General features: G+C 43.2%; 23 protein-coding genes. 1 reads left to right on the forward strand and 22 read right to left on the reverse strand.

Translation table 11 applies throughout. The annotated features are described in order from the left end of the window. Window positions 1–27: 27 nt before the first annotated feature. From L0M85_RS04035 to L0M85_RS04100, 14 genes are all read right to left on the reverse strand, one after another. Window positions 28–855 carry an amino acid ABC transporter substrate-binding protein gene (locus L0M85_RS04035; protein WP_125334843.1) on the reverse strand — a complete coding sequence of 276 codons (828 nt, stop codon included), beginning with the start codon at window positions 853–855 and terminating at the stop codon, window positions 28–30. A gap of 128 nt (window positions 856–983) precedes the next feature. Then, window positions 984–2,126, reverse strand: coding sequence for an amidohydrolase (locus L0M85_RS04040; protein WP_125334845.1), 1,143 nt, complete (start codon window positions 2,124–2,126; stop codon window positions 984–986). 188 nt (window positions 2,127–2,314) lie between these two features. Further along, window positions 2,315–3,031, reverse strand: a complete 717-nt coding sequence (locus tag L0M85_RS04045) for a YebC/PmpR family DNA-binding transcriptional regulator (RefSeq protein ID WP_006146163.1) — start codon at window positions 3,029–3,031, stop codon at window positions 2,315–2,317. Between the two features lie 175 nt (window positions 3,032–3,206). After that, entirely contained in the window at window positions 3,207–3,461 is a 255-nt protein-coding gene (locus L0M85_RS04050; RefSeq protein WP_156676497.1) for a Txe/YoeB family addiction module toxin, read from the reverse strand. A 3-nt stretch (window positions 3,462–3,464) separates the two neighbouring features. Next, complete coding sequence (locus L0M85_RS04055; RefSeq protein ID WP_238656527.1) at window positions 3,465–3,719, reverse strand: type II toxin-antitoxin system Phd/YefM family antitoxin; 255 nt, start codon at window positions 3,717–3,719, stop codon at window positions 3,465–3,467. Between the two features lie 256 nt (window positions 3,720–3,975). Beyond that, window positions 3,976–5,070, reverse strand: coding sequence for a nucleotidyltransferase (locus tag L0M85_RS04060; RefSeq protein ID WP_156676495.1), 1,095 nt, complete (start codon window positions 5,068–5,070; stop codon window positions 3,976–3,978). A gap of 6 nt (window positions 5,071–5,076) precedes the next feature. Next, window positions 5,077–5,817 (reverse strand): class I SAM-dependent methyltransferase, encoded by a 741-nt coding sequence (locus tag L0M85_RS04065; protein WP_342751250.1) that lies wholly within the window; start codon window positions 5,815–5,817, stop codon window positions 5,077–5,079. A 284-nt stretch (window positions 5,818–6,101) separates the two neighbouring features. After that, window positions 6,102–6,455, reverse strand: coding sequence for a ribosome silencing factor (gene rsfS / locus L0M85_RS04070; RefSeq protein ID WP_238656528.1), 354 nt, complete (start codon window positions 6,453–6,455; stop codon window positions 6,102–6,104). 14 nt (window positions 6,456–6,469) lie between these two features. Beyond that, window positions 6,470–6,970, reverse strand: coding sequence for a cysteine hydrolase family protein (locus L0M85_RS04075; protein WP_156676492.1), 501 nt, complete (start codon window positions 6,968–6,970; stop codon window positions 6,470–6,472). Next, complete coding sequence (gene yqeK, locus L0M85_RS04080) at window positions 6,971–7,567, reverse strand: bis(5'-nucleosyl)-tetraphosphatase (symmetrical) YqeK (RefSeq protein WP_156676491.1); 597 nt, start codon at window positions 7,565–7,567, stop codon at window positions 6,971–6,973. Further along, the gene (locus L0M85_RS04085; RefSeq protein ID WP_129270137.1) at window positions 7,567–8,196 is read right to left on the reverse strand and encodes a nicotinate-nucleotide adenylyltransferase; all 630 of its coding nucleotides are present in this window, start codon (window positions 8,194–8,196) and stop codon (window positions 7,567–7,569) included. The genes yqeK and L0M85_RS04085 overlap by 1 nt, the downstream gene beginning before the upstream one ends. A gap of 21 nt (window positions 8,197–8,217) precedes the next feature. Beyond that, window positions 8,218–8,529 carry a ribosome assembly RNA-binding protein YhbY gene (gene yhbY, locus L0M85_RS04090; RefSeq protein ID WP_006595720.1) on the reverse strand — a complete coding sequence of 104 codons (312 nt, stop codon included), beginning with the start codon at window positions 8,527–8,529 and terminating at the stop codon, window positions 8,218–8,220. Between the two features lie 224 nt (window positions 8,530–8,753). Further along, a complete protein-coding gene (yqeH, locus tag L0M85_RS04095; protein ID WP_156676490.1) occupies window positions 8,754–9,860 on the reverse strand; it encodes a ribosome biogenesis GTPase YqeH in 1,107 nt (368 codons plus the stop codon). Window positions 9,861–9,862: 2 nt separating this feature from the next. Next, complete coding sequence (locus tag L0M85_RS04100; RefSeq protein ID WP_125329136.1) at window positions 9,863–10,390, reverse strand: YqeG family HAD IIIA-type phosphatase; 528 nt, start codon at window positions 10,388–10,390, stop codon at window positions 9,863–9,865. Window positions 10,391–10,573: 183 nt separating this feature from the next. Between L0M85_RS04100 and L0M85_RS04105 the strand changes: the two genes are divergently transcribed. Beyond that, window positions 10,574–11,194: a TVP38/TMEM64 family protein gene (locus L0M85_RS04105; RefSeq protein WP_048691717.1), complete on the forward strand. Its 621-nt coding sequence runs from the start codon at window positions 10,574–10,576 to the stop codon at window positions 11,192–11,194. Window positions 11,195–11,226: 32 nt separating this feature from the next. Here the strand turns inward: L0M85_RS04105 and L0M85_RS04110 are convergent, their stop codons facing one another. The 8 genes from L0M85_RS04110 to codY all read right to left on the reverse strand — a co-directional run bounded on the left by L0M85_RS04110 (window position 11,227) and on the right by codY (window position 18,559). After that, complete coding sequence (locus L0M85_RS04110; protein WP_156676488.1) at window positions 11,227–12,138, reverse strand: EamA family transporter; 912 nt, start codon at window positions 12,136–12,138, stop codon at window positions 11,227–11,229. A gap of 86 nt (window positions 12,139–12,224) precedes the next feature. Next, window positions 12,225–13,265 (reverse strand): 2,3-butanediol dehydrogenase, encoded by a 1,041-nt coding sequence (locus tag L0M85_RS04115; protein ID WP_238656529.1) that lies wholly within the window; start codon window positions 13,263–13,265, stop codon window positions 12,225–12,227. Window positions 13,266–13,373: 108 nt separating this feature from the next. Continuing rightward, a complete protein-coding gene (locus tag L0M85_RS04120; RefSeq protein WP_129822420.1) occupies window positions 13,374–13,754 on the reverse strand; it encodes a hypothetical protein in 381 nt (126 codons plus the stop codon). 100 nt (window positions 13,755–13,854) lie between these two features. Next, window positions 13,855–15,297 carry an Asp-tRNA(Asn)/Glu-tRNA(Gln) amidotransferase subunit GatB gene (gene gatB / locus L0M85_RS04125; protein ID WP_238656530.1) on the reverse strand — a complete coding sequence of 481 codons (1,443 nt, stop codon included), beginning with the start codon at window positions 15,295–15,297 and terminating at the stop codon, window positions 13,855–13,857. Continuing rightward, complete coding sequence (gene gatA / locus L0M85_RS04130) at window positions 15,297–16,763, reverse strand: Asp-tRNA(Asn)/Glu-tRNA(Gln) amidotransferase subunit GatA (protein WP_238656531.1); 1,467 nt, start codon at window positions 16,761–16,763, stop codon at window positions 15,297–15,299. The genes gatB and gatA overlap by 1 nt, the downstream gene beginning before the upstream one ends. Further along, complete coding sequence (gatC, locus tag L0M85_RS04135) at window positions 16,763–17,065, reverse strand: Asp-tRNA(Asn)/Glu-tRNA(Gln) amidotransferase subunit GatC (protein ID WP_238656532.1); 303 nt, start codon at window positions 17,063–17,065, stop codon at window positions 16,763–16,765. Before gatC ends, gatA begins: the two co-directional genes overlap by 1 nt. Window positions 17,066–17,201: 136 nt before the next feature. Next, window positions 17,202–17,771: an isochorismatase family cysteine hydrolase gene (locus tag L0M85_RS04140; RefSeq protein ID WP_238656533.1), complete on the reverse strand. Its 570-nt coding sequence runs from the start codon at window positions 17,769–17,771 to the stop codon at window positions 17,202–17,204. Beyond that, window positions 17,771–18,559: a GTP-sensing pleiotropic transcriptional regulator CodY gene (codY, locus tag L0M85_RS04145; RefSeq protein ID WP_233331210.1), complete on the reverse strand. Its 789-nt coding sequence runs from the start codon at window positions 18,557–18,559 to the stop codon at window positions 17,771–17,773. Before codY ends, L0M85_RS04140 begins: the two co-directional genes overlap by 1 nt. Window positions 18,560–18,691: the final 132 nt, after the last annotated feature.

Here is an 18,691-nt window from a genome sequence, read left to right on the forward strand (position 1 = left end):
TTCTCCTTATGATGTTTTTAAATAACCTTATTTAATATCAGAAGCTTCTGGAAGGAAGGTTCCACCAAAGTACTTCTTAGACAATTTTTCAAGTGTCCCATCTTCGTACAATTCTTTGATTCGTTTGTTGACGAAGGTTTCCAATTCTTTTTCACCTTTGGCAAGGATTGGGTAAACGTATGGTTGTTGATCACTTGGAAGTTCAATCACTTCCAAATTATCCAACCCTTGGTCCTTGATCAAAGCTTCAACGGTCAAACGTTCAAAAATCTTATAATCTGAACGGCCATCGCTCAAATTAGCAAGAATAGATTGAATCGTTCCATCTGTATATTTGAGCTCTGTTGGATTATCCTTGTGCTCTTCATTGTATGCTTCCAATTGTTTCGCTGTAGAAGTTCCTTGGATGACCTCTGTAGACTTGCCACCGATATCATCCAGTGACTTGATCCCTGAATCTTTGCGAACCACTAAGACCACTGGGTTCTTTGCGTATGGATTTGGGTACAAGTATTTTTCCGCACGTTTTTTATCGTAGCTAAGGTTGCTGACACCGATTTGGTAACGATCGCCGTCTAAGCCAGCAAAGATAGAAGACCATTCTGTCTTATTAAAGTTGACTTCATACATATCTGAACCTTTGAAGATTTCACGCATGACTTCGATTTCATAACCAGTCAATTCTCCGTCCTTATCATAGGTGAAGGGTTTGGTTGTTCCAACTGTTGCGACTTCAATGGTCCGTTTTCCGCTTGATTTACTTGATGACTTGGATGAGCAGGCTACCAAAGTCCCAACTGCTACTAAGCCCACAAGACTCAAACCAACATATTTGATGAATTTATTCAATTTCATTTGTTCTCCTTTTTCACTAAAATTGTTTATTCCTCTTTAAAAAAACAGCTTTTTCCATCATATCAAAATTCCTGACTCTTGGGTATTATATTTTCTTTATGGCAGTGATAAGTTTTACCTATCACGTCTCATTTGGTTGAAAATTTTTTCAGCAAAGCGAGGGCATTTTCTACGTAATATGGAACTGATACTGCAAAAGCAGCATCATCTATGACCATGCTATCATGGTGGAGATCCGGTGCATCCGCTGCACCATTCGATCCGATAAAAGCAAAGACTCCTGGGATTTTCTCTTGATAGAAAGCAAAATCTTCACCCGCTGTCGATGGCTGGGCCTCGACAACTTCTGCAAAAGACTTGGACCAGCGAAAAACTTTTTTAGCCAGGGCCTTATCATTATAGGTAACCGGTGGTGTCTTGCCCCAATCAAATTGGACCATGACTCCGGTACTGTTAGAGATTTGCTCAATCACGCGAATGAAATCCGCCTTGAGGCGTCTCTGGAGATCCGGATTAAAGGTTCGAATGGTTCCTTCAAAGTAACCATACTTGGGAAGAACATTCCAGGTTGAACCAGCTTCGATATGGGTCACCGATAGGACAGCTGTCTCAAATGGCGAAACCGTACGCGAAACCAAGGTCTGCAACTGCTGGACCATACTAGTGATTGCTACAACCGTATCCAAACCGAGATCCGGTCGAGCTGCATGACTGCTCACCCCAGTGACAGTCACCTTGAACTTTTCAACACCCGCCATCATGGCGCCTGGACGCAGGGCCAACTGACCCGCAGGCAATGACGGCATGTTGTGAAATCCAAGGATGGCCTGTACATTCTCTAGGAGCCCGGTCGCTAATACCGCAGATGCTCCTTCAGAAGTCTCCTCAGCCGGCTGAAAAATCAACCGAACCGTTCCCTTTAAGTCTGTTTCCATACCTTTTAGGACTTCTGCAGCCCCTAATAGGCTCACCTGATGGAAATCATGGCCACAGGCATGCATGACACCAGGGTTTTGACTTTGGTAGTCGAGACCCGTGTTTTCCTGAATTGGAAGGGCATCAATATCTGCGCGAAGGGCAATGACTGGTTGACCGCTTCCGATCTCAGCAATCAGACCGGTCTTTAATCCACTGTTTAAAATGCGTACACCTAGCTTTTCCAAATAGGCTTTGAGATAAGCTGTGGTTTGGTATTCTTGTCCAGATAACTCTGGATGCTGATGCACGTAATGCCGAATGGGCACTAGATGTTCATAGGAAAATGATACCATTTCTCGTCCCCTTTCTAGCATAGTTCTATTCTATCACTGCCTCCCCTATTCGTCTAATTCCTATTTTTTTCTCTCAGTTATAGCCAGGAACTATATCGTTATTGTTGTGTCCTCTGCTTTCCTTCCTAAAAATGCCAAACCTCAAGAAAAAAACCTTTGAAGAAATTATCTTCAAAGGTCTATTTCTATTAGAATCCATCCACGTTTGTGTAGATTTTTTGTACGTCTTCGTCGTCTTCAAGAACGCTGTAGAGTTTTTCAAATGTTTCCAAATCTTCACCTGATAACTCAACTTCTGATTGAGGAATCATTTCCAATTCGGTTACTTGGAATTCTTCGATACCAGATTCACGCAAAGCAACGATCGCTTTGTGAAGGTCAGTTGGAGCAGTGTAAACAGTAATTGTTCCTTCTTCTGCTTCAACATCATCTACATCCACATCTGCTTCCAATAAAAGCTCAAAGATGGCATCCGCATCATCACCCGCAAAGACGATGACCCCCTTGTTGTCAAAGAGGTAAGATACAGAACCAGAAGCTCCCATGTTTCCACCGTTTTTACCGAAGGCAGCCCGGACATTCGCAGCTGTACGGTTAACATTTGATGTCAAGGTATCAACGATCAACATGGAACCATTTGGTCCAAATCCTTCGTAACGTCCTTCTGTAAAGGTTTCGTCTGTATTCCCTTTTGCCTTATCGATCGCTTTATCAATTACGTGTTTTGGCACTTGCGCTTGTTTAGCACGGTCGATAACGAATTTCAAAGCAGTATTCAATTCTGGATCTGGCTCACCTTTTTTAGCGGCTACATAGATTTCTACTCCGAATTTCGCATATACTTTTGAGTTAGCGCCATCTTTGGCAGTTTTCTTGGCTACAATATTGGCCCATTTACGTCCCATGAGGATTCTCCTTGTGTTTGATTCATATTATTTTCAATCTTTAACATTATATCACAAATCGTTCCCATTAGACTAGATTTTTCTATTTTTAACGGGGGAATTCATGCGAATTTTCTATGAGTTGGAAACTTTAAATAGCTAGTTTAACTATAAAAAAAGACTCTCTGTTAGAAACTTAGTAATGGTCTTTAAAAGAGAGGAAAGCGACACCTGACTCATCTATCATATAAATGAGGCGATTCTCTGCATCAATCCGTCTTGACCATGCTCCTTGAAAGTCATATTTCAAAGGCTCAGGTTTACCAATCCCAGCAAATGGATCCCTTTGGATCTCTTTAATCAGGCTATTAATCCGTTTCAGTGTTTTTTTGTCCTGACTTTGCCAGTAACAATAATCCTTCCAGGCATCTTCTGTAAACTTGAGTAACATCCGTTACCCCTCAATCTCATGGAGTTGAACCTGACCAGCTCGGACTTCTGCCATACCCCGCAAGACCTTATCCGACAATTCCTTGTTCTGAGTTAGTCTTAGGGTTTCTTGTAGGCTGTCCCACTCACTCTTAGAGATGACCACAATATCTTCGTCTGGATTCTTATTCACGACTGTCAAAGGCTCAAACTCATCATTCACCTTCTTCATATAATCCTTCAAATGATTGCGGAATGTTGAATAAACGACTGCTTCCATGACCATACCTCATTCTACCTCTTTTCTATTATTATACATGAAAAAGAAAAACTTGTCAGGAACTTGTACAAGTTTTTCCCTATCTACCTAATTATTCGTAAAAAGTTTCTAAATTTGGTAAAAACAAAAAAATCCATTGTCTAAAAAGATTTTTTAGACAATGGATAAACACTGTTTCTGTGCATCATAACGTTCTTGCCTTATGTGACAAAAGCTCCTTTATTTTTGTGAGCAAAGAAGATTTCAGTGAGACTGTTTATTCTTCCACTCTCACCGGCACCCGACCCCAAATCTGTTCCGGTAGTTGGGGATGGCCTAGCTGATACACCTGATCCGCTTGCTGGGTCAAGGCATCCCAAGGTTCCTTACCGATTCGGGTCACGATTTCTACTGTTTTTTTCAAGCCTTTGAGATGAACTTGTCCCTTTGCAGAAAATCCTAAGACATGAATGGCATCTGGAAGAGCTTGATTCATCGCCCCTACCAAGATATAGGTCAAGATGCGACGGACACGAGCCTTGGTATAGCGTTTTGTCGCCACCTGATCCACCAACTCTTCCACAGAGCTAGCACTTCGAACCGCATCCTTTATCCGGTTGGCCAATTCCTCATTGACCTGAAAAATCTGTGTCAAATCCGGATGGGTTAGGATTTGATAACGGAGCAGTTGGTCGTAATTCTCCCAAGACACTTGCGGAGCTGACAGAAAGAGTTGACTATTTGGCATGAATTTAGCTACAAAGTCCTGATCTTCCTTGTGCAGGCGTATACTAGTCGCAGAAGCATAGGCCACTTCTTTTTCTTCCGAATGGTATCCTGCACCCTGGCGTTGGATAGCCTTGAGCGTAATCCCCTTCCCAACACAAGCCTTGGCATAAGCCAGCCCTAGAATATGATTGGGAGTATCTCCTGTGAACTCCACTCCAGCAAAGGTTTCCCACATTTTTTGGGTCTTTTGTGGATAGGATAAATCATCCGGAAGGCTTCGCAAGAAAGCTTCCATTTCCGATGATTTCTCCGAGTAAACTGTCGCAATCGCTTGATAATCCAGGACTTCTTCTGTCCCAAAGGTCAATTGGTCGATTCCCAGACGGGACAAGATTTCTACCGCTCCCTTGGCAAAATGATCCGCCGACTGAACAGCCACGAGAAAGGGGAGCTCGACCACCAGATCCGCTCCATTTTCCAAAGCCATCTGAGCACGTGTCCACTTGTCTACAATGGCAGGCTCGCCACGTTGAACAAAATTCCCAGACATGGCCACAATCTTCAGCCCCTCTGCCTGTTCCAGCAGGTACTTGTGTCCATTGTGAAAGGGATTAAATTCTGCAATAATTCCTGTAACTGTCATGCTATCCTACTTCTGCGCTACGAAAAACCAACGTTTGCTGGTCTTTGTTGGCTCCTTATCTTCAAAGTCCGCGTAGAGTTTAAAGGACTTAAAGCCAGCCTGCTCCAATAAGATGTCATAGGTTAAAACTTCATAGGTGCGTTCCTCATGAACTTCATCGTGGCGACTAAAGGATCCATCCTCTTCTTGGACAAAGAAGGTCAGCTCATGGACGATGGAGTGGGGGGCTTCATCCTCATAGGTATCCCAGAGCATGGCAAAATCTTCCGCATTTTCATGATAAGAATAGCCTGGGAAGACCTCATCTGTCTGGTAGGTCGAATGGACATCAAAGATAAAGACTCCGTCCTCATTGAGGGCATTATAGACTTCTATGAAGACATCCCCTACTTCTACCTCGTCCTGCATATAGCAGATAGAATCCGAGTAGCAGGTCACGAAATCATAAGTGTCTGCTTGCGACAGGTTCAGCATATTGCCCTCGATAAAATCAATCTTCTGTTTGGCTGAAGCAGCTCTTTTTTCAGCAATTTTCAGCATGTCAGCACTCAGGTCTAATCCTGTCACATCAAAACCAGCTTGAGAAAAGCGAACAGATTGAATCCCTGTCCCACAAGCCAATTCCAGTAATTTTTTCTTATCTTTTGTCTTTGGGAGATGGCGGAGGGAAAAATCCGTCCACAAATCATACAGACCGTCATCCATGACCGTATCATAGACCGCCGCAAACGTTTCATAAGTCGCCATATTCATGATACCAAGTCCGCCCGTAATCCGATAGAAAATTAGGAGCACGACGATGGAGCTAAGCTCCAAGGAGAGCTATCTATTTTCCGAGGATTACAGGACGGGTTCAAATCCTTTCTAAGATACAAAGAGCCTTAAAAGCAAAGAGAAAATTTTTCTCTTTCTCAAATCTTTTAGCTCGTGTTCAGTTAGAAACCTAACCAAACACAAGGCCCTATCCTTTCTTTCCATAGAATTTCAATTTAACCAACAAAACTCAGTTGCTGCCAACTGAGTTTACCTGCTTATGCTAGGGCTGCTGAAAGATCGACAGCACTTGCTTCGTGCCATAGCTTTTCTAGGTTATAGTGGGTACGCATTTCTTCTGAGAAGACATGGACCACCACACCACCTAAGTCAAGAAGGACCCAACCTCCAGCTGAGTCACCTTCGACGTGGCTAGCATTGACACCAGCTTCAACGACTTTCTCACGAATATTCTCTGCGATAGCTTCCAACTGACGGCTATTCATAGAGCTTGCGATGACAAAGTAATCTGTCACGCTGGTCAAGCTTTGAACATCCAATGCCACAATATCTTCTGCACGTTTTTCATCGGCAGCTTTAACAACAAGTTCAAGTAATTCTTTTTCTTTCATGTAATCCTCTTTCCTCAAAAAATTGATTTGTAATCTAAGACATCCGTAAAACGCTCTGCCCAAATATTTTCATAAAATTCATTAAGCGTTTCTGCCGAAATATCCTCTCCATCAAAGGTTGTGACAGCTCCTTCTGGAATGACCAGCTTATAGCCGTATTCAAATCCCACTTTGATGGATGTATCGACACAATATTCTGTCTGCATGCCACACAGGACCAGTTGTTGAATTCCTTGTTGATCCAAGTATTCTTTTAATCCTGTCTCCTTAAACATGCTATTGTATCGCTTCTGAAATACCTTTTCATTCTCCTGTCTTTTCAACAGAGGAGATAATTGCCAATCTTCCGAAGTTAAAGCCTCTGGCGTTTCAATATGCTGAATGTAGATGATTTCAATCTGCTGTTTTCTAGCCTGATCTTGCAAATAAGCAATCTTCTCTAGGAGCTTTTCTGTCTCAAAACCTGTTTCCACTAAGATATTTTGTACATCAATAATGATAAAAGCTGTCTTCACTTACTGCTCCTCTTTCAAATACTTCACAAATGCGTTATAGGTTTCAAGGGTTTGGGGATAAATGGGCAATCCTTGGTGGGCCAGGTGTTCGACTGTGCGAGCCGTCTCATAGGCCACGGCACGATCCAAGGAGACTTGGGCGATGTCACGTGCTTGCTCTACCCCCGGAAAGGCCCGGTTGTGTTCAATATAATCTGCCACATAGACAATCTTGTCTAAGGTTGACATCTGTCCACTCCCCACGGTGTGAATCTCAATACTACGAAGAATGGCTGGATCTGTCAGTCCGAGATCTTCCTGAATCTTATAAATGCCGATCATTCCATGCCAGACGTTATTGCCCCAGTTTTTTAATTCTGGATCAAGACTATAGCGATCAATCAAGTCTAGAAATTCCTGATCCGATAATTTCTTGGCATAGTCATGCAAGAGACCTGCTAGTCCAGCCTGTTCTTCATCTGCTTCATAGCGTTTGGCCAAGTCACGCGCAGCTTTCTCAACCCCTAAACAGTGGGTTAGGCGTTTTTCTGGCAAGATTTGACCCATTTTTTCAAGCAAGACCTCGCGAGAAAAGCCGAGATAGTTTTCATAGGTCATTAATACAAACCTTCTTTCTTGATGTAGTCCAAGACTGGCTTTGGCAACATAAAATTGGGCGTCCGACCTTGGGCGATAAACTCTCGCACCATGCTAGAAGAGATGTCCATAAGAGGAACATCGACCCAAATCACAGGATAGGAGGTTCCTGCCTTGTAACGGGGACGTTGAACACCGACAAACTGCACCATCTCCACTAATTCGTCAATCCGATACCATTTTGGCAGGTAGTCTACCATATCCGCTCCAATGATGAAGTAATAGTCTGTATCTGGGTCTCGCTCATTGAGCAACTTCATCGTATCGTAGGTATAGGAAATCCCTTTACGCTCTAGCTCAATCGTCTCGATTTCCAGACCTTCAATGCCATCGATGGCTAGTTCCAGCATTTTCAAGCGATGGCCTTCATCAATGGTTTCTTTTTTATCCACATGCGGAGGCTCATATTCTGGCATGAGAAGGACCTTGTCCAAGCCTAGTTGCTGGCGGACTTGGTCTGCAACTACAAGATGGGCATTATGGACGGGATTGAAATTCCCTCCGAGGATTCCCACTTGTTTGCGTTTCTTATCTTTGATTTCTGGCTCTAACTCCACCTTGGTGAAGGGGGTTAATAGTTCAATGGCCATATACCTGCTCTCCTGTGTCTCTTAGATTTCTTTTACTTTGACTGAAATCTTCCGGTTTTCTTTTTTGCTTGATTGTTTGTATAAGATGAGGATGCGTCCAATTTTTTGAACCGTATCCACACCGATTTCTTCTTCCAAGATTTCCGCTACTTCATGGATATTCTCATCCGTATTTTGAAGAAGGGTCACCTTGATCAGTTCGCGTGCATCTAGCGCTTGGCGCACACTGGTTTTGATTTGGTCATTAAGCCCGTTTTTCCCAATTTGGATAATGGGTTTGAGGCTGTGGGCTTGGCTGTTGAGGAAAGCCCGTTGTTTGGATGTTAATGTCATGCTTTTACTTCCTTTTTTCTTGATCGTTATTTTAAGTGGTGGGGACGGCCGGAACTAATTTTTCAAAGATCTCATCTTTGAAAAATGGATTTCCTCACCTCAAAATGGAGCCTTGGTCTCCATTTTGCCCTTGCCAATCTCACGATTGGCAACTACACCACGGCAATAACAACCTCTTTATGAGCTCACTTCGTTCGCTCTTCAATTCATTCTATTTCAAATTTTTAAATAATAGCTTTGCGGGTAACGACTGCTACGCCTTCTGGTGCCCAGACGGCTACTTTGGCTTCTCCATTGACGCGGATCCAGCCCAGTCCAGAGATGACGAGGTCTGTCTTGTCCTTGATGGTAAACTCATGAGAAACCAAGGGTGGGAACTCTTCTTTTTCCTTGCTATTAGGAGGTGTTAGTAAGCCACCGACATGCTTGTCATAAAAAGCAGTCGCTCCTTCGAGCTTGGTTCGGTGAAGCTTGAGTTCATTGTCAAAGAAGGCAGTGAAGCCTTGCTTTTCTCCCTTGATAAAGTCGAAGCGCCCCAGACCACCCAAGAAGAGGGTTTGCTCTGGATTGAGCTGATAAGTCTTGGGCTTGATTTCTTTTTTAGGGCTAACATACTTGAGGTTTTTTGCCGTCAAGTAATGAGCCATCTGGTGGCGATGGATAATCCCTGGTGTATCGTAGATATAGGACCCATCGTCCAGTGGGATTTCGATCTTGTCCAGTGTCGTTCCTGGGAAGCGAGAGGTTGTAATGATATCCTTGTCTCCAGTGATTTCTTGGATGATCGCATTGATGAGGGTTGATTTTCCAACGTTGGTCACACCCACCACATAGACATCACGGCCTTTGCGGTGCTGCTCAATCTTTTCCATCAAGTCCTTGATAGCACTCTTGTTTTGGGCAGAGGTGAGGACCACATCGACAGGACGCATGCCTTCTTCGTGGGCCCGCTCCATCAACCAATGCGTCACTTTGCTATCCTTGACAGACTTGGGCAAGATGTCTTTTTTATTTCCGACTAAAAGGACATCATTACCTGCTACAAAGCGCGGTAAGCCAGGAATGACAGAGCCATTAAAGTCAAAAATATCGACTACATTGACCACGAGAGCATCACTATCTCCTACTTCGTGAAGGAGTTTTAGGAAATCATCATCTGTCAGATGCACATCTGTGATTTCATTGTAGTGACGTAGACGGAAACAGCGTTGGCAATAGACTTCGCCTGTTTCCAAGCCCTTTTCAAGAGCTGATTGGGGAGTATAGCCTATCCCCTCTTTGTTTTCTGTCTGAATGGGCGCTCCACAGCCAATACAGAATAATTCTTCCATTCTTAAATTCCTTTTTTGTATACAATCGGACCATATTTTTCGGCCATTTGCTTCATGACACGGCGTTCACGCGCCCGGTTGATCTTGGTCTTGATGGAGTCATGCTCAACCAAAGGCTTGACCAAAATCGAGCGAATGCCTGCACGATGGGCAGCCCGGATATCCGTCATCAGTTGATCCCCGACCATGACCACTTCATTTTTCTCATAGTGGAAACGTTTAAGGGCCCGATCAATCCCAAAAGTAAAGGGCTTGAGCGACCAAGCTTCATAGTCAATATCAAATTTCTCAACAGCGCGCTTGACCCGTTTGGGGCTATTATTGGACACCACGATAACCCGAATTCCGCCATCACGAAGGTCGTGCAACCACTGGCGCATCTCAGGAGTACCATCCGGATTATTCCAAGCAATCAAGGTGTTATCCAAATCCACAAGGACCGCCTTAATGCCTTGTTTTTTCAAGTCTGCAACGGTGAGATCATAGGCTGCTTCCACCGCAAAATCTGGTTTGTAATTTTCGATTGACACGTTTTTCTCCATTTTTTATATTCTCTTCATTGTAGCATAAATAGACGTATTTTGCACTTGCTTCGTTGTCTCCTCTTTGTAAGAGGACCCATTCTATCTCTTTGATATTCCCTAAAATAGACAAAAACGTTACAAAGTTCCAAAAACGTGGTATAGTAGAAGAAAAAAATACGCGGAAGAGTTATGATAACAAAAGAAAAAAAATTGAGGGAGGTCTCCCCTCTCCTCCAAAAAATCATTAATTGGTCCTCCATCATTGGGGCCCTGGCAACCCTTGCTTTCTGTATCTGGGCCTACTTTGCTGGCATCCTCCAATCCAAGGAAACCTTGTCAGCTTTTATTCTCCAAGCAGGTATCTTCGGTCCACCTCTCTTTATCTTTCTTCAGATCCTTCAAACAGTGGTGCCTATTATTCCTGGCGCTCTTACGTCTGTCGCTGGTGTCTTTATCTATGGCCACATCATTGGGACCATCTACAACTACATCGGCATCGTCATTGGCTGTGCCATCATCTTCCACCTCGCAAGAATGTACGGGCCTAAATTTGTCCAGTCTATGGTTAGCCAGAAGACTTACGACAAGTATATTAACTGGCTCAACGAAGGCAAGCGGTTTGACCGTTTCTTCATCTTCATGATGATCTGGCCCATCAGTCCAGCGGACTTTCTCTGCATGCTAGCTGGATTAACCAATATGACCTTTAAGCGCTATATGACCATTATTATTCTCTGTAAACCGATTACTCTGGTCATTTACACTTATGGTCTCACCTATATCATCGACTATTTCTGGCAAATGATGTAAAAAAGATGTTGGGCAAACACCCAGCATCTTTTTTATAGAATTCCTTTTTCTTTTTGAATAATGAAGTCCTTTAGAGTAATCAGGAGGACCGCTAACAGAATCATGCCCATACCCAAGAAGTCAATCATAAAGAAATGCTCCTTCATAATGATAAAGGCAAAGAAAACTGCCGAAATTGGCTCAATAGAGGCTAATAAGCTTCCCTTTACAGCTCCGACCAAAGAGGTCCCTTTAAGAAAGGCTGTGTAGGCAAAAATCGTTCCAATAACAACCAAACCAAAAAGAGCCATCAAGGTATCCAGTCTATAGTTTCCAGAAAAAGAAAGAAGACCACTAAAAGGAATCATCAGAATTCCTGGAATGACCATCCCAACTCCAATCACCAGCATACTTCCCCATTTTTTAATTAAATTAAGAGGAAGGACAATATACAGAGCATAAGCAAAGGCTGAAACCACTCCCCAAGCCAGACCTTTTGGATTAATGGCCAGTTGGTTGACTTGACCGTGTGTTGCAATTAAGAATGTGCCACCAATCGCTAAAAGCATGGAAGCTACTTCCGCAAGAGTAGGAGCTACTCTATCCTTGATACAGGTATAGGATAAAATCCCCACTGGACAGAGATACTGCAAAACGGTGGCAGTCCCAGCATTGGTTTCTGCAATCGCCTCTAAATAGGTCAATTGAGTTAGTAACAATCCTAAAAATGAAAAAACGAGAAGGGAAAGATAGGAAGATTTATCTTTAGCAAAGGCTAATACCTTCTCTTTATCCGCTACGTAAGATAATATAATAAGGACAATGCCTGAAAAAAGTAGACGAAAATTAGTTAACCCTATAGCTGAAAAACCATGTGCCATCAAATATTGCCCGCTAACACCAGAAAGCCCCCAAGCAATTCCAGCAATCACAGTCATCAAGGTTCCTTTGAAAGATGTAGACATGTTGCCTCCACAAATATTATTTACATCCTAATTGTAACATAAAAACCAGCCCAAATGGACTGGTTTTATTCATAAAATATACTAATTTACGGCTCAACCAAAATCTTGATTTGCGATTTATCTTGCGTTAATTCGATAAAGCCATCTTGAACAATATTTTCCAATTTGATTTTCTTGGTAACCAATTTTTCAGCAGAGAAATAGCCTTGTTCCATCAATTCCAATACTTTAGGGAAGATGTGGCGATAAGCGATAATCCCTTTAAGAGTCTTTTCTTGAATGGCGAATTCATTTGGATTGATGCTAGCTTCGCGTTCCCAAATGGATACGACCATACACTCACCAGCCTTATGAACTGCTGCAAGAGCTTGTCCAAGAACAACAGGAACCCCTGTTACTTCATAAGACACATCCGCTCCACCATCTGTCAAGCGATGGATCGCTTCCACGACTGTTTCACCTTCTTCTGGACGAACAACAATGGCACCTAGCTCTTCTGCTTTGGCTTGACGTTCAGGGGACAATTCAACCGCATAGATTTTTGATGCTCCTGCTGCACGAAGGGCTTCCACGATCAAAAGACCAATTGGGCCTAAACCAAAGATAACAGCTGTATCGCCTGTTTTCAAAGCAGATTGACGAACTGCATAAACGGCTACAGCAGCAGGCTCTGTAAGCGCGGCTTGCTCATAGCTCAAGCTATCTGGAATCACATGGACTAAATCTCCATCTAGGACACAGTATTTAGCAAACCCACCATCTGCCGCAAGACCGACGAAGTTCAAATTTGGATCAAGGTTATAATCACCAATTAAGTTGTGTTTTGCCAAAATTGGCTCAATTGTCACACGATCACCGACTTTGACCCGAGTCACATCGCTTCCAACCTCAACAATTTCTCCAGCAAACTCGTGACCGAGGGTAACGGGTGCTTTTTGACCAGAATAAACATGCTCTTCTGTTGGAATGAAGATTGGTCCATCCAAGTATTCATGCAAGTCTGTCCCACAGATTCCTGTGAATTTGACCGCAACCTTTACTTGATGAGGTTGTACTTTAGGGACTTCTACTTCTTCGATACGAACGTCCTTCTTACCATGCCAGCGGGCAGCTTTCATTGTTTCCATATGATTCTCCTATTTTTCCATGAATTGTAATTCCCTTTCAGGAAACCCGACAACCATATTGTAAACCCTTTCACAAACTTTGTCAAGAAGCAACAGACGGTTAATATCTTAATTATCGGCCCGAGATGACTCTAGTTTCCAACCGACAATCCAGCCCAGAACAAGAAGATAATTTTCAAAAGCTCCAATAGCATTTACTGGCAAATGATAGTTGAGATAAGCAAATAAATGATTGGTCCCAATTCCGATGCCACCAACAATCAAGGCCAATAAAACCGTACGAAGATAAAACCAATCATATTTGAAATTAACAGCAATGAGAATCACAAGAACTGCCACATTCCAAATCCCAATCTCCCGCTGCCAACCGATAGAAATACCATATCCCGAATGACTTCCCATATAAGATGGAAAGAACAGCTGGAAGACAATCGCTCCAGACATGGCGATGATAACCAGGACAAATAAGACTCTTAAAAATTTGTTCATGTAACTCCTCCTAATGCCAGTTGATATGTAATGATCTTTCCTATTCTAACACAATTTTATGGATAGTAAAAACCAACCTCTCGGCTGGTTTTTTTCTCTATTACTCTTCTTTCAACTTCGCCAATTCTTGGGCAAGTAGTTTAAGAGCTACTTGTGGGTTGGCTTGGCCTTTAGTTGCTTTCATGAGGAAGCCGGTGAAGGCCTTGTCCGCATTCCGCTTCCCTGACTTGAAGTCGGCTACTGCTGCTTCGTTGTCTGCAAAGACTTGGTGGATGATAGGGATTAAGACTTCAGGATCTGAAATCTGTACCAATCCAGCTTTTTCAACGTATTCACGCGCACCGCCACCGTTTTTCGCCAAGTGAACAAAGACTTTCTTAGCAATCTTAGATGAAATGGTTCCATCTTCGATGATGGCAATCATTTCGACCAAGTTTTCTGGTGTCAATTGAATTTCTTCCAGCGTCTTGCCTTCTGCGTTCAAGAATTGTGCGACTTCACCTTGGAGCCAGTTAGACACTTGTTTGGCATCACCACCAAGGGCTACAGCTGCTTCAAAGAAGTCAGAAGTAACTTTGGTCGCTGTCAATTGGTTGGCATCATAGTCAGATAAACCAAGCTCTGCCACATAGCGAGCACGACGGTCTTTTGGAAACTCTGGCAACTCCGTACGCATTTCTTCGATCCACTCATCTGAGATTTCAAACAAGGGAAGGTCTGGTTCTGGGAAGTAACGGTAATCCGCAGCTCCTTCTTTGACCCGCATAAGAATGGTGCTCTTATTCGCTTCATCATAACGGCGTGTTTCTTGACGAATGACACCACCTGAACGCAAGATTTTCGCTTGACGCTCAACTTCGTATTCAAGACCTTTACGGACGTTTGAGAAGGAGTTCAGGTTTTTCAACTCCGTCTTGGTACCAAATTCCTCTTGACCGTATGGGCGAAGGGAAATGTTGGCATCGACCCGCATAGAACCTTCTTCCATCTTGACGTCTGAAATGCCAGTGTACTGGATGACTTCTTTCAAAGCTGTCAAATAAGCGTAGGCTTCTTCTGGAGAACGCATATCTGCTTCAGATACGATTTCAATCAATGGCACCCCTTGACGGTTGAGGTCAACATAAGAGTAACCATCTGTACCGTGCGTGTTTTTACCGGCGTCTTCTTCCAAGTGAGCCCGTTCAATCCCAATTTTCTTAGTCGTACCGTCTTCTAGTTCCACTTCAATCCAGCCGTTATAACCGATTGGCTCATCAAATTGAGAGATTTGGTAGGCTTTAGGATTATCTGGATAGAAGTAGTTCTTACGGTCAAAGTGCATCTTCTTGTGGATGTCCATGTTGAGGGCAAGAGCTGCCTTGATACCAGCATCGACAACCCCCTTATTGAGAACTGGTAGTACCCCAGGGAAAGACCAGTCAATCACGTTTGTATTGGCATTTTGGTCATTTCCAAAGTGGGCAGAGGTAGGTGAGAAGATTTTTGAATTGGTGTTGAGCTCTACGTGGACTTCAAGTCCAATGACTGTTTCAAAGTTCATTAATTGTCACCTCCGAAAATAAGGGGTTGTTGCTTGTGGTAATCCGTCGTTGCTTCAAAGGCCGCTGCAGCTTGGTAGATGTTTTCTTCAGAATACTTGGGACCAATCAACTGCAAACCAACTGGAAGACCTTGCGCAAAACCTGCAGGAATCGAAATCCCTGGAAGACCTGCCAAGTTGACTGGGATGGTCAAGAGGTCAGCCAAGTACATGGCAACCGGGTCGTGGTTGAGCGAATCCAAATCAAAGGCTACACTTGGAGCTGTTGGACCAAGGATGAGGTCGTAATCTGCAAAGACTTTTTCGAAGTCTTGGATAATGAGGGTACGAACTTGACCAGCTTTCTTGTAGTAGGCATCGTAGTAACCAGATGACAAACTAAAGGTACCCAGCATGATCCGGCGTTTGACCTCATCACCAAAGCCTTGGCTTCGAGTGTTCACATAGATGTCATCCAAATTCTTGGCATCTTCCGCACGGAAACCATAGCGAATCCCATCGAAACGTTGCAAGTTTGAAGAAGCTTCAGATGAAGCGATGATGTAGTAAACGGCAACCCCATATTTAGAATGAGGAAGGCTGACTTCTTCGACAGTTGCTCCCAATTTTTCAAAGTGTTTGGCCGCATTAAGGATAGTTTCTTTGACTTCTGGGTCGATCCCTTCACCGAGGTACTCCTTGGGAAGGGCAACCTTCATGCCTTTAATGTCTTGACCAATCTTAGAAGTAAAGTCTGCTACACGTACAGGGGCAGATGTTGAATCCTTGGCATCTTCACTGGCAATGACATTGAGCAATTGGGCATTTTCCTTGACCGTTGGTGCAAATGGTCCAATCTGGTCCAATGAGCTACCAAAGGCAATGAGACCAAAACGGGAAACTGTTCCATAAGTTGGTTTGAGACCGACGATTCCGTTGAAGGCGGCTGGTTGACGGATAGAACCACCAGTATCAGACCCAAGAGACAAACGGACTTGACCTGAAGCTACAGCAGCTGCTGAACCACTAGAAGATCCACCAGGCACCTTGCTGTGGTCCCATGCATTCTTGGTTGGCCCATAGTAAGAAGTCTCACCAGATCCACCCATGGCAAACTCGTCCATATTGGTTTTTCCGATGACAATCATACCTTTAGCTTTGGCATTGGAAACAGCTGTTGCATCAAAGATGGGCTCATAGTTATAGAGCATTTTTGATGCCGCAGTGGTCAGGATGCAATCTGTTGAGATATTGTCTTTGACCGCGAGTGGAATCCCTGACAGGAGGTTATCTGCATCGATTCCTTTTTCATCAATGGCTTTGGCTTGCGCAAGGGCAGCTTCTTCGGCCACCGTTACAAAGGCATTGACTGCTTCTTCACGCGCCTTGATATCGTCAAGCGTCGCTTGGGTCAATTCGGTTGCTGAGATTTCCTTAGAGACAAGGAGGTCGTGCAACTCTTCAATGGTTTTATGGTTGAATGACATTAGGCATCTCCTCCATCTTCTAGGATAGCTGGTACCTTGATGTAGTAGTTATCCTTTTCAGGTACATTTTTAAACAAGCGGTCACGGTCCGTCCCTTTTTCAGCAACATCCGGACGCAATACGGTCTTACGATCTGCCATGGTTGTTGTTGGAGCCACACCGGTTGTGTCTACTTCTTCCAACAATTCCACCATGTCGACAATTTTAGACAAGGTTGTCGCAAACTCAACTGTCTCTTCTGGAGAGAATTTCAATTTTGAAAGATTGGCAACGTGGGTTACCTCTTCTTGCGTAATTTTCATCTTGCTTCCTTTCGTGAAATGATGATTTTTCAATACCCTCTATTTTACCATATTTTTAGTATTTATGCGGTAGTTTGGCAAGAAAATAGAGTCCGAGGAAGGCTAGGCATTAGGCCATTCTCCTCGAACTCTAATATTACAATTCTTCCAATTGTTCATTCACAACTTTTGCTCCCAAAACATGTTTGAAATGATTTAAAGCAAACTGGTGATTTTTAGGAGTGAGCGACGCCACTGCAGGCGCGACCACTTCAATCTGATAGCCCAGATTATAGGCATCTACTGCTGTATGGAGGACACAAATGTCCGTTAAGACTCCCGTCAAAATAACCGTATCTACGCCACGTTCCCGGAGGCGGATATCCAAGTCAGTTCCTGAAAAAGCAGAATAATGACGCTTGTCCATCCAAAAGACACGTGGATCCGCTTTGTGCTCCCGATAAAAATTAGCTAAGGGACCATACAAATCCCGTCCACTCGTCCCAATGATATTATGAGGTGGGAAGAGCTTGCTTTCTGGATGAAAGGGATCGTCTATATCATGAGCATCAATAGCAAAAAAGACATAGGCACCTTGGTCAAAAGCCAGCTGGGTCACCTGGGCAATACTCTCAGAAATAGCTTGTGCAGGAGCTCCTGCCGTTAACTTACCTTCATCCGCTACAAAATCAACGGTGTAGTCAATCGAAATTAACGCTTTAGTCATTAGTAGTCTCTTTTCTTAATTTCTTCAAAAATATCTGGGATCAAGACTTTAAGGTAGGTTCCCTTCATCCCAAGAGAGCGACTTTCAATAATACCGGCTGACTCCAATTTCCGCAGCGCATTGACAATCACAGAGCGGGTAATACCAATCCGATCCGCAATCACGGAAGCAGTTAACTGCCCTTCATTTCCCTTCAATTCACCGAGGATTGCAGATACAGCCCGCAATTCTGAATAGGACAAGGTATTGACAGCCATATTGACCGCAGTGCGGCGACGAATATTTTTCTCATCTTCCTCTCGTTGGAAGTTCAACATTTGAATCCCAACTACGGTACTAGCAATCTCAACCAAAATCAAATCATCATCCGCAAATTCCTTATCATTGCGCCAAATAATCAATGACCCCAAACGAATCCCAGATACATGAATAGGAGCAATCGTTGTCAACCCATCAGGAAAATCAGACTTTGTCTCTACTGGAAAGATACTTAAATCGTGATCTACATCTAAATTCGCCTCTGTATCATAGACTAAACTGGCTGCTTTCGCATAATCTTCAGGTAATTTTTTATTGTCAAAAAAAGCTTCAACCCGGTCATTATTGGTTTTGTAGCGCATGAAATAACCTAGAAGAGTTCCCTTGCTATTAATAATACAAGCGTTACAATGAATGATATCAGCCAGTTGACGGGCAATTGCATTATACGGCATTTCATCTTGCAACTGTTCTTCAGAACGCTTCAAGATAGATGTAATTTTTCTCGTTTTTTCTAATAATTTAGCCATAATAAACCTCGCATATAGTCAGCTAAAGTATATCATATAAGTGAGGGAATTTCAATCAAATTATCTGAAAATTATTTATTTTTTCTACAATTCTATTCAATTCAGAAAAATTAGCCTTATGTAACAAAATAT

The organism is Streptococcus sp. DFI.7.26, from assembly GCF_022240605.1.
GTDB classification, from domain to species: domain Bacteria; phylum Bacillota; class Bacilli; order Lactobacillales; family Streptococcaceae; genus Streptococcus; species Streptococcus xiaochunlingii.

Excerpts from the sequence above, each read along its gene's own strand:
- codY (WP_233331210.1), bottom strand. The coding sequence starts at position 18,559 with ATGGCTAAATTATTAGAAAAAACGAGAAAAATTACATCTATCTTGAAG.
- L0M85_RS04105 (WP_048691717.1), top strand. The coding sequence starts at position 10,574 with ATGATAACAAAAGAAAAAAAATTGAGGGAGGTCTCCCCTCTCCTCCAA.
- L0M85_RS04115 (WP_238656529.1), bottom strand. The coding sequence starts at position 13,265 with ATGGAAACAATGAAAGCTGCCCGCTGGCATGGTAAGAAGGACGTTCGT.
- gatC (WP_238656532.1), bottom strand. The coding sequence starts at position 17,065 with ATGAAAATTACGCAAGAAGAGGTAACCCACGTTGCCAATCTTTCAAAA.
- gatA (WP_238656531.1), bottom strand. The coding sequence starts at position 16,763 with ATGTCATTCAACCATAAAACCATTGAAGAGTTGCACGACCTCCTTGTC.
- rsfS (WP_238656528.1), bottom strand. The coding sequence starts at position 6,455 with ATGAAAGAAAAAGAATTACTTGAACTTGTTGTTAAAGCTGCCGATGAA.
- L0M85_RS04060 (WP_156676495.1), bottom strand. The coding sequence starts at position 5,070 with ATGACAGTTACAGGAATTATTGCAGAATTTAATCCCTTTCACAATGGA.
- gatB (WP_238656530.1), bottom strand. The coding sequence starts at position 15,297 with ATGAACTTTGAAACAGTCATTGGACTTGAAGTCCACGTAGAGCTCAAC.
- L0M85_RS04065 (WP_342751250.1), bottom strand. The coding sequence starts at position 5,817 with ATGGCGACTTATGAAACGTTTGCGGCGGTCTATGATACGGTCATGGAT.
- yqeH (WP_156676490.1), bottom strand. The coding sequence starts at position 9,860 with ATGGAAGAATTATTCTGTATTGGCTGTGGAGCGCCCATTCAGACAGAA.
- L0M85_RS04055 (WP_238656527.1), bottom strand. The coding sequence starts at position 3,719 with ATGGAAGCAGTCGTTTATTCAACATTCCGCAATCATTTGAAGGATTAT.
- L0M85_RS04040 (WP_125334845.1), bottom strand. The coding sequence starts at position 2,126 with ATGGTATCATTTTCCTATGAACATCTAGTGCCCATTCGGCATTACGTG.
- L0M85_RS04045 (WP_006146163.1), bottom strand. The coding sequence starts at position 3,031 with ATGGGACGTAAATGGGCCAATATTGTAGCCAAGAAAACTGCCAAAGAT.
- L0M85_RS04140 (WP_238656533.1), bottom strand. The coding sequence starts at position 17,771 with ATGACTAAAGCGTTAATTTCGATTGACTACACCGTTGATTTTGTAGCG.
- L0M85_RS04120 (WP_129822420.1), bottom strand. The coding sequence starts at position 13,754 with ATGAACAAATTTTTAAGAGTCTTATTTGTCCTGGTTATCATCGCCATG.
- yqeK (WP_156676491.1), bottom strand. The coding sequence starts at position 7,567 with ATGACCTATGAAAACTATCTCGGCTTTTCTCGCGAGGTCTTGCTTGAA.
- L0M85_RS04050 (WP_156676497.1), bottom strand. The coding sequence starts at position 3,461 with ATGTTACTCAAGTTTACAGAAGATGCCTGGAAGGATTATTGTTACTGG.
- L0M85_RS04110 (WP_156676488.1), bottom strand. The coding sequence starts at position 12,138 with ATGTCTACATCTTTCAAAGGAACCTTGATGACTGTGATTGCTGGAATT.
- yhbY (WP_006595720.1), bottom strand. The coding sequence starts at position 8,529 with ATGACATTAACATCCAAACAACGGGCTTTCCTCAACAGCCAAGCCCAC.
- L0M85_RS04085 (WP_129270137.1), bottom strand. The coding sequence starts at position 8,196 with ATGGCCATTGAACTATTAACCCCCTTCACCAAGGTGGAGTTAGAGCCA.
- L0M85_RS04035 (WP_125334843.1), bottom strand. The coding sequence starts at position 855 with ATGAAATTGAATAAATTCATCAAATATGTTGGTTTGAGTCTTGTGGGC.